This window comes from Streptococcus danieliae (assembly GCF_025447695.1).
GTDB classification, from domain to species: Bacteria; Bacillota; Bacilli; order Lactobacillales; family Streptococcaceae; genus Streptococcus; species Streptococcus danieliae.
Genome location: NZ_JAOBSU010000132.1, coordinates 1 through 3,979 on the forward strand (window position 1 = coordinate 1; position 3,979 = coordinate 3,979).

At 38.0% G+C, this 3,979-nt stretch carries 2 protein-coding genes; one reads left to right on the plus strand and one right to left on the minus strand.

What is annotated here, in order from left to right; genetic code table 11:
* Positions 1-303: 303 nt before the first annotated feature.
* Positions 304-705: a (deoxy)nucleoside triphosphate pyrophosphohydrolase gene (locus N4310_RS07850; RefSeq protein ID WP_262092737.1), complete on the plus strand. Its 402-nt coding sequence runs from the start codon at positions 304-306 to the stop codon at positions 703-705.
* 13 nt (positions 706-718) lie between these two features.
* Here N4310_RS07850 and N4310_RS07855 read toward each other — a convergent pair whose 3' ends face one another.
* On the minus strand, positions 719-3,580 hold the full coding sequence (locus tag N4310_RS07855; RefSeq protein ID WP_262092738.1) for a DUF3427 domain-containing protein: 2,862 nt from the start codon (positions 3,578-3,580) through the stop codon (positions 719-721).
* Positions 3,581-3,979 lie beyond the last annotated feature (399 nt).

Below are 3,979 nucleotides of genomic sequence, written 5' to 3' on the forward strand. Positions count from 1 at the left end.
CACCTCAGAAAAGTATTGCCCAGTTATGACAATTTTCTGGATGCTTTGTTGTCTTGTTCTTGTTTCAAATGACTATAGAACCTCAAGAAGTCAATTCCTGACTTCTTGAGCCTCCCTCTCTATAGATTTTGATAAATTGTCCATAGACATCACCCTCTCTATCGAAAATCTAGAGCCACCGTCTTCACTTTTCTACGAGAGTTATTCTAGCATCTTTCTTTCCAAAAGTATCAGATGAACTGGGTACTCTTGTTATTCCTTCAAAAGTTGCTACAATTATAACTAGTAGGAAAAGAGGTAAATATGAAAACGATTGATGTTGTTGCAGCTGCTATCTTGAAAGACGGAAAAATATTCTGTGCCCAAAGACCAAGCACAAAAAATCTAGGAGGCTATTGGGAATTTACAGGTGGAAAAATTGAGGCTTCAGAAGATCCAGAATCTGCTTTAATTCGAGAAATCAAAGAGGAATTAAAATCTGAGATTAAAATCCTTGAATACCTCAATGAAGCATCCTATCAATATGAGTTTGGCACTGTTCGCATGAAAACCTATCTAGCTTCCTTACAGTCAGGAGATTTAGAGCTCGTCGAACACCAAGATTCAAAATGGCTCTACCCTAGTGAATTAACGACCCTGGACTGGGCACCTGTTGATATTCCAGCTGTTCTATTATTACAATCGAAAGGAGTGGACTCACCATAAGCCCACTCCTTTTCTATTTTTCAGTAATGTATCGATAAAGTGAATCATCGACAGATTGTTGCAACTCAAATACCATTGATACAATAGACTCTCCGTTTCTCTCTGTTTCTTGAGCTGTCCCTTCAAGAACTCCTAGAGGGCCTAAATAATAGAACTCCCCTCCCTCGGAGTCATCTTTGATGACAAATAACTCTAATCTTAAGCCAGATTCTTTAGCCCCAAGAATTTGTTTAACATCCGCAGAATCCAGACTCCGTTTATTTTTAGAAAACCACTTGAGTGTCTTTTCGCTTAGAAATTCATCTTCGTATTTAAGAGTTTCACTGATATCATCAGCTTTATGATAGGTTACAAAAATTGGACAGCTGTTGCTAAATTTGTCAATTTTATAGCCCCCAATATTTAAAGGCGGTTCATCTTTTTCAAAATTCATCAACTTTAAAACATCCCGTCTACTATAACGTTGACCAATAGTAAAGATGTTCGGATAAGCAAGATTCTTTCTCAAAGCTACATCAATAATATCTTTGTAGAAATCCAAAAAAGTCTGATTCTTGAATGCTTCCTTTAATGAATCCGAACAAATGTAGCTGTCATCCACTAAGATTACAAGCGGATCCTCACCATAGATTTTTTTCTCTGCCCCTTTCAAAAATTGCAGAGCCAGGACACGTTCCATTGACGCTAAAACAGCGTCTGTATCAGAATGCCCATTCTCAACAAGAAGCTGCTTCAAGTCGCTTTTAGAAATACTTCCCCTGAGCATCAATTCCTGTAACAACAAAGCTTCGTGAATTCTTTTCCCTGTCAAAATTTCAAAGGTCAAGAACTGTAATACTAAGGCCTCATTTTGAGACAAAAGGACTTGTTCCGTTGAAAACTTTTCCACAACTTGATGATAGGACTTAAAGGCATTATTCTCAAAAAATGTTACTGGATCCAGTTGATTACTATTCAGAAAATCCATCATCATCGGAACTCGTCCCAGCCGATTTTCCAATTCCTTAAAAGAGTTCCGTAAAACGGCCATGGAAGAAAAGTTTGTATTAGCAATAGCGGCAAAGATTTGCTTCTTAGCTACTTCTTCAAAGTTTACAGTTGTCAGCCCTTTAACCGCTGCAGCTTCCCTAACTTCACGACGATAATTTTCTTTATTCATCGAATGATCGCCAAACAAGGCAATCGGAATCAAATAGTTATTTTTATAATTCCCAATAAAATCGATAATTGTAACATATTCCTTATCGGGATGTTTCCGAAGACCACGCCCCAACTGTTGGACAAATACAATACTCGACTGTGTATTCCGAAGCATCACAACTTGGTTAATGCTCGGAATATCAATCCCTTCATTGAAAATATCCACAGTGAAAATATAAAATAAACGCCCTTCTTCTAGGTCTTTCACAACTTGTTGACGAGTCCGAGAATCATCACCGCTCAAAGCCCTGGAAGGCCACCCGTTCTCTGTAAAAAGTCTAGCCAGCTCCGCTGCTTCCTCTTTACGTGAACAAAAGATTAGTCCTCTCACTTGTTGGCCAGAATGACCATAATAATCAATTTTCTGAATCAAATGTTGCAGTCGTGTTGATGAAATCAGGCTGTTGAAATCCGTTTTATCATCTAGCAGCTCTCCATCTACATGAATATCTGTCACTCCATAATAGATAAAAGGACAGAGGAGATCGTTCTCCAATGCTTCTTGAAGCCGAATTTCATAAGCAACTTGATAGTCAAATAATTCATAAATATTTTGACCATCCGTACGCTCTGGTGTAGCAGTCATTCCCAGTAAAAAATCAGGTTCAAAATAGTCCAGAATTTTCTTATAAGAATTTGCACCTGCCTTGTGTACTTCATCAATCAGAATATAATCAAAATAATCCGAAGCAAAACGTTTCAAGTGATCGTCACGTGACAAGGTCTGAATCGTCGCAAACAAATAGGGAATAGTATCAAAGTTCAAGCCCGGTCTATAAATGGCACCCTGCCCATCTTCAAATCCAATAACTTCTTGAAAACTTTCCAAAGCTTTTTCTAGAATCTGTTCGCGATGCACTAGGAATAGAAACCGATCTGGCCTGTAATTTCTAACATCGAAAGCTGAAAGATAGGTCTTCCCTGTTCCCGTAGCACTGATCACCAAAGACTTCTTCTCTCCGAGCAGGCGCTTATTTTGTAGGGCAGCCAAAGCAGCTTCCTGCATTTTATTAGGCTGTAATTGTGTGACATAACTCGATTTTGCGGACTCTTCAACCTCAACGACAAGTTTAGGTTTTCTTTTATGACTGTATTGTTCAATAACATCCTCGGTTAGAACCGTCGATTGATTCCAAATCCTGAAAAATTCAGACTTACTTGCTGAAATGAGCTCTCCGTGCTCTGTTGATGTTAATTTAATATTCCATTCATAGTTTTTCTTCAAAGCATTCCCAGTTAGATTGGAACTCCCGCTGATTAAAACTTGCCTCACCCCTTGATCAATGAGGTAGACCTTTGCATGCAGCTGCAAAGCTTCCGGCGCTAAACGAACCTCAACATTTTTCAATTTTAATAAATCCTTCATCGCCAAAGGATCATTAAAATCTAAATAGGGCGAAATCAAAATTTTACCCGTAACCCCTCGATCATTCAGGTCCGATAATTGACTCTTAATCAAGGCAATTCCCGATTGGGTCACAAAGGCCACCGAAAAATAAAAACTCTCCGCCTTAGCCAACTCTTCCTGCAAATCCAGCAAAACATACCGTTGCTTCTCATCCTGATTGATTAGTAGCTTGGGGGCGTAGGCCTGATTCTGACCATACTGATTATGGATAAAACTAAATCTCAAGGAATCCAATAAATTCTTCTCGAACTGGTTACTTACAGTCATTCAACATCCCTTTCATAACTATTTTCAGACACAATCCGTTTAAATGCGCTAAAACAGCCATTGTCTTTCTTCCATCTTCTCTTCATTATATCGAAAAGAAAGCCATGATTTCAAATGGAATCATGGCTTTCTTTGGGGGGTGATTTGGGAAGGAGAGTATTATCCACATTCAAAAGAATAGATTTACTTTTCTTTATCATGAAAAGTCTCTGACAACTTGTAATTACAGCAGACAGAACATCCTTGAAATTCTAAGATATAAATAATTTTAATTAAGATAAGTATTTATTCACGACAGCTATTTTGAGAGTGTACAATATCCTGTGTAAACGCAAAAAAGGAATAAATCCTGTTATAGTAGAGTTAGACTAAAAATACTACTAGAAAGATTTATTCCCA

What these genes read in the sequence shown, in the direction of transcription:
- N4310_RS07850 (WP_262092737.1), top strand. Translation starts at nt 304, where the DNA reads ATGAAAACGATTGATGTTGTTGCAGCTGCTATCTTGAAAGACGGAAAA.
- N4310_RS07855 (WP_262092738.1), bottom strand. Translation starts at nt 3,580, where the DNA reads ATGACTGTAAGTAACCAGTTCGAGAAGAATTTATTGGATTCCTTGAGA.